Source organism: Streptomyces sp. NPDC127106 (assembly GCF_042677605.1).
GTDB lineage: Bacteria > Actinomycetota > Actinomycetes > Streptomycetales > Streptomycetaceae > Streptomyces.
This window is the reverse complement of sequence record NZ_JBHXTC010000120.1, coordinates 1-4,784: the sequence shown is the minus strand read 5'-3', so window position 1 is coordinate 4,784 and position 4,784 is coordinate 1. Positions and strand designations below refer to the sequence as shown.

General features: G+C 69.7%; 6 protein-coding genes and 2 pseudogenes. 6 read left to right on the top strand and 2 right to left on the bottom strand.

Translation table 11 applies throughout. The annotated features are described in order from the left end of the window. Nucleotides 1–32: 32 nt before the first annotated feature. Both ACFVGY_RS37615 and ACFVGY_RS37610 read right to left on the bottom strand, forming a co-directional pair. Nucleotides 33–302 (bottom strand): DUF5701 family protein, encoded by a 270-nt coding sequence (locus tag ACFVGY_RS37615; RefSeq protein ID WP_385687049.1) that lies wholly within the window; start codon nucleotides 300–302, stop codon nucleotides 33–35. Continuing rightward, nucleotides 220–777: pseudogene (locus ACFVGY_RS37610) on the bottom strand (DUF5701 family protein); the annotation flags it as partial. The pseudogene ACFVGY_RS37610 and the gene ACFVGY_RS37615, both read right to left, overlap by 83 nt. A 177-nt stretch (nucleotides 778–954) precedes the next feature. Between ACFVGY_RS37610 and ACFVGY_RS37605 the strand changes: the two are divergent. From ACFVGY_RS37605 to ACFVGY_RS37580, 6 genes and pseudogenes are all read left to right on the top strand, one after another. Then, nucleotides 955–2,529, top strand: coding sequence for a hypothetical protein (locus ACFVGY_RS37605; RefSeq protein WP_385687046.1), 1,575 nt, complete (start codon nucleotides 955–957; stop codon nucleotides 2,527–2,529). A gap of 133 nt (nucleotides 2,530–2,662) precedes the next feature. Continuing rightward, entirely contained in the window at nucleotides 2,663–2,872 is a 210-nt protein-coding gene (locus ACFVGY_RS37600) for a hypothetical protein (RefSeq protein ID WP_385687043.1), read from the top strand. 14 nt (nucleotides 2,873–2,886) lie between these two features. Further along, a pseudogene (locus tag ACFVGY_RS37595) lies at nucleotides 2,887–3,380 on the top strand (Ku protein); the annotation flags it as partial. Between the two features lie 133 nt (nucleotides 3,381–3,513). After that, the gene (locus ACFVGY_RS37590; protein WP_385687052.1) at nucleotides 3,514–3,738 is read left to right on the top strand and encodes a hypothetical protein; all 225 of its coding nucleotides are present in this window, start codon (nucleotides 3,514–3,516) and stop codon (nucleotides 3,736–3,738) included. Between the two features lie 52 nt (nucleotides 3,739–3,790). Beyond that, on the top strand, nucleotides 3,791–4,129 hold the full coding sequence (locus ACFVGY_RS37585; protein ID WP_385687040.1) for a DUF6233 domain-containing protein: 339 nt from the start codon (nucleotides 3,791–3,793) through the stop codon (nucleotides 4,127–4,129). Nucleotides 4,130–4,439: 310 nt separating this feature from the next. After that, nucleotides 4,440–4,721, top strand: coding sequence for a hypothetical protein (locus ACFVGY_RS37580; protein ID WP_385687037.1), 282 nt, complete (start codon nucleotides 4,440–4,442; stop codon nucleotides 4,719–4,721). Nucleotides 4,722–4,784 lie beyond the last annotated feature (63 nt).

Genomic DNA, 4,784 nt, shown 5'->3' with positions numbered 1-4,784 from the left:
CCTCTAATAAAACAAACACCCCCCAAACCACATCACCCGGGCCGGGGCCGCCCCCCCCCCCCCCCCGAGCCCGGGCTCCCGCCGGTCTGCCGCCGGCACGCGCCTCGCCTGCGGTCCTCGGCGGCGCGAAACGAGCCATCCTCTCTGTGGAACCTAGTGCCTTCGGCCCGTGGCGGAGGCGAAACCAGCCAGGTGTGGCGGTTGCCCCACCAGCACCAGCCGACCTTCGGGGCGTTGCGCCGCTCCCTGCCGTCCCGCCCGGTCCCGTTGTGATCCAGATCGCCGAGGTAGGTCCAGGGCACCGTTCGCCTTGCGCAGCCGGGAGCCGATGGTCATGAAGCAGCGGTTGCGCTCCAGGATCGCCGGCTGCTGGAGCACCCAGTGGATGCCCTCGGTGAGCAGCAGTGGGGTGCGGTCCTGCTCGGCGAGGGCCGGGAGCACCTCCTCCGGGCTCCAGTTGGCCATGTGGTCGCCCCGATCGATGCCTGTGACGAGCTAGAGAGGGGCGTCGGGCAACTCCACGGTGTAGGGGCCGAAGCTGTCGACGTCGGGCATGTCGGTGACGACGAAGCCGGGCTTGCCGTCGTGCCGGAGCAGCGGTGCGAGGGCGGAGGCAGGGGCGCGGTCCGGGTGGACGGCGAGCAGGGCGTCGCTGTCCCGCGGCCGGCGTCCGCGGCGAAGGCGGGCAGCTCGTCGGCGGGTATCCCCGCGAGCTCGGGCACCCCGAGCCCGATCAGGCGTTCTGCCAGGGAGGCGTCTCGAGGGGAGAGGGGTCACGGTGGGCGGCGCCGCGACAGACGAAGCACCCTCGCGGACTTCAAGGAGCCCCCGCAAGAGGCAGGCAGTGCGGGCAGGCCCACGGGGTCCCTTGCTCGCTGTGATCGGCACCTATCAGATTGTCAGTGCCGCGCCCTACCGTGAAAGCAGGGATCGCCAGCAGGGGAGGGGCATGCCGTGGCCAACATCGTCTGGCACACCAAGCTCAAGATGCTGCTTGACCTCAAGCAGGAAAACCTTGGGCAGGACACGATCGATGACTTGTGGGGCCATCTCTACAGGACGGACCGGATCCTGGCCCAACGTAACGTCCCTGTCTCCGAGCGGGAGCTGCAGTGCGGGGGCATCTGCAGGGAAGCTGGCGTAGTCGCCTGGATGTACCTGCGGCAGCAGGCCAACGGCCGCCGCGAAGCCGTTCATGAGCGTAAGGAAGACGAGGAGCGCCACAAGGCGCCGATGAGCGACGAGCACAAGGCTTATCAGGAACGGATCCTGCGCGCGGCTGCGGAGGGCGGCTTCCACGGCGACTGCGAGGTGCGCACACCAGTCGGTCGCAGCTGGATCCAGACCGACACCCTGATCGAAGGCGAAGGCGGAAGGCGCATCGGCTGGGAAGTCCAGCTGTCCTCGGCCGGCGTCGACGGCCCTGGCAGTGTGAAGGCCCGGGCGACGAAGGCAGCGAAGCAGGGCATTACCCCGGCCTGGCACACCGACCGCGAGGACTACGGGCGGCGTAGCGATACGCAGTGGACCAGGAGCAACAACCTGCCCGCACATGTCATCGCGAAGATCGGCGACCTCCGTGTGATCTCCGGCTACCGCGCCTTGGACTTCTGGCTCTGCGACCTGCGCGCCGTCTACCCGTGTCCGGACGGGGTTCGCAGGTGCGGCAAGCCACACGTCACGCCCATGCCGCGAGACGTGCTGTTCGACGATCTCGTGCGCCAGACGGCGGCCGGAACGATCGTGCCGGTCGAGTACCGCAGGGGCACCAGGATCGACAAGTTCTGGGTGACAGACGCGGACCGCGACCGCCTTGCCGAACTTCAGGAGGGCATCCTCCCGCTGCCTCCGGCCCGGGCAGACGCCACCGCCCCGAAGTCGAGCCCGAACCGGCCCACGTGCCGTCCCACAGCAACCCTGGCTGATCCTGTCCCGGTCGAGGGGCCTGTAGCGACTGCGCCGCCGATCCCGCAGCAGCGGGCTTTCGCACAGGCACCCCCTCCTGCGAAGCCCTTCGCGCAAGAGACGCAGCAGCTCAACCACACCGCGGTGGCAGTTGTGCCCTCGGTGTCGCCAGCCCCTGCCGAAGCCGGCATCGGGGAGCCGGAGCCCGAAAAGGTGACAGCCCAGAGCGTCGACTTCCCTCCCGAAATCGAACAGGTTTACGATCGCGGCGTGACCACGACCGTATTCCCCGAGGACCTCCTCCAGCTCCAGGAACGCCTCCACCGCGCCCACGCCGAGCACCGCGCCTACCTGGCAGGGCTGCCCTGGAGCGTGGAACCCATGGCCGGCTGGACGCGGGGCGAGCGCTACTCCCATCGCGGTGACGTACCCGACAGCCCTGGCTGGAGCGACGAGCAGAAGCAGAGGGTCGACGAGATGCGGGCAGAGATCCTGGAACTGTCGATCGCCGTTGTGGACCACCCGCACTGGGCGACCGTTCCCCGTGAGGAAGTAGTGGCCGCCCGCATGCAGCTGAAGAGGCACGCCGCCCCATCAGACGACGCGGGAGCAGAGGCGGCGTAGCGCCGCTACTCCTTCCCAACGCACGCTGGGCAGAGAGTACGTACCGGACGACGCGCCGACCCCGATCGAGCAGATGGACCCGACCGGACACGGCCTGAGTGCGGCCCCGAGCGCCGCCCGCGAGTCTGGAGCCATGGCCGAGTCCAGAGTGACCATCCACATTCCCGACCAGCGGGGCCGGCGCCTGGTGACCTACCGGCGCGAGGAACTCGGCCGCGCGACCAGCGAGCTGGACGTCCGAGAGTTCCTCTACCGGGCAGGCATGGCCGACGCCGAGGACATCGACCTCACCGACGAGACCCTCTTCGACTGGCAGGGCACCGGACCCGAGGCCTGGGCCTGAGCCGTGAAGGCCCTGTGGAAAGGCGCGATCTCGTTCGGGCTGGTCAGCGTCCCGGTGGCCGTCGTGCCGGCGACCGAGCGCCACGCCGTGCACTTCCGGCAGATCCACCAGCACGAAGGCGGACTCATCGGCCGCGTCCGCGACCCTGCGAATTCGACGGCGAGCCCGTTGGCCTCGACGAGATCGGCCGCGGCTACGAGACCTCCACCGGCACGATTCCCGTCAGCGACGCCGAACTCGACGCCCTCCCCCTGCCCACGGCCAAGGCGATCGAGATCGTCAGCTTCATCCCCGCGGCCTCCATCGATCCTGCCGCCTTCGGGGCCGGCGCCTACTACCTGGCAGCCCCGGACCCCATCGCGGCCCGGCCGTACGTCCTCCTGCGCGAGGCCTCAGCCGCACCAGCCGCGTCGCGGTCACCAAATTCGCCTTCCACCAACGCGAACGCCTCGGCCTGCTCCGCATCGTCGGCGACGTCCTGGTCCTCCACGGCCTCCGTTGGCCGGATGAGATCCGCGAGGCCGACGTTCCCGCTCCCGTTGTGGACGTCACCGAGGACGAGGTCCAGGCCGCCGTCGCCCTCGCCGACGCGATGACCACCGCACACCCTCGAAGGCATCCGCGACCACTACCGCGACGCCGTGGAGGAACTCCTCGCGGCCAAGGCCCACGGGGAGCGCACCCACGCCCCCGAGGCACCCGCCCCGGTGATCGACCTCATGGCAGCCCTGGAAGCGTCCGTGCAGAAGGCACGGAAAGCCCGGGGCGAGACCGAAGCCACCGTCCACGAGCTCCCCGCCAAGAAGAAGGCTGCCAAGAAGACCACCAAGGCGGCCGAGGGCCGTACACCGCGCCGCCGCGCTTGATCGAGTGGCCCGGCCGAAGCGGAGCAGGCCACCACCACCTAGAATCGAACATGTGAACGAAAATCTTGCGGGGCAGATCGCCCGACACCGGGCGGTCGTCGGCTGGCTGGAGTGGCAGCTGGGCCAGACCCGCGAGGCCCTGGCTCGCCTGGAACAGCAGGAGGCCGTCGCCACGGCCCGCAGGCCGGAGCCACGGGTGCCAGATTGGAAGCTCGAAGTGCACCGCACCGGCTACGGTCCCCGCCCCTTCCGGGTCCACGCTGGCCACTGCCCCGACGGCCACGGCAAGGAGATCACCCGGCACGAGGCCCTCCGCCTTCTGTCCGACGGCATCGAGGCATGTCCCTTCTGCGGGCCGGACCGCGAGCTCCGGATCGACGGCGCCGCGTAGTCGGCGGATCCGGCTCAGCGGCAACAGCGGTCGCCGACGCCGGTAGACACGGCCCCAACTCCTCAAGAACCGTGCGCAGCCCGGCGGCGACGTCGGCGCAGCCCCTGCCCGAGGACGCCCGTGTCGAACGCCGCCAGGCCAACACCTCACGCCGCCGCGCTGCGCCGGGAGTCGGGGGCCAGAGGACGGCGGGAGGACTCGCCGTCTTCGTCCAGCCTGCACCGTCGGGATCGGAGACTGTGCAGGGCGCGGGCGCGATATCGTGGAGTCCTCTTATCTGCGGTTTTTGTGATCTGGCAGGAGTACCCGCGTGCCCGAGGACCCCATCGCACAAAGCGAGATTGCCGCGCTCACGCGCCGTTTCGAGGAAGTCTCGGAGCGTACCGATCGGGAATTCGGCATCGTCAAGAGCGATCTGACTGCCGTACGCCTCCAGGTCGGCAACCTGGACCAGAAGGTCGGCAACCTCGACGAGAAGGTCAGCGAGCTCGCCGGTGCGGTCCACGGGCTGTCCGAGAAGATCGACCGCAATCAGACGCAGATCGTCGAGCTGCTCACCCAGCTCGTGGGACAGCGGCCCGACGCCGGCTGATTTCCCCGGGCCTGGCGCCCGGTCCGTACATGGCGGCGGCCCCGACCACACACTGGTCGGGGC

Excerpts from the sequence above, each read along its gene's own strand:
- ACFVGY_RS37600 (WP_385687043.1), top strand. The coding sequence starts at position 2,663 with ATGGCCGAGTCCAGAGTGACCATCCACATTCCCGACCAGCGGGGCCGG.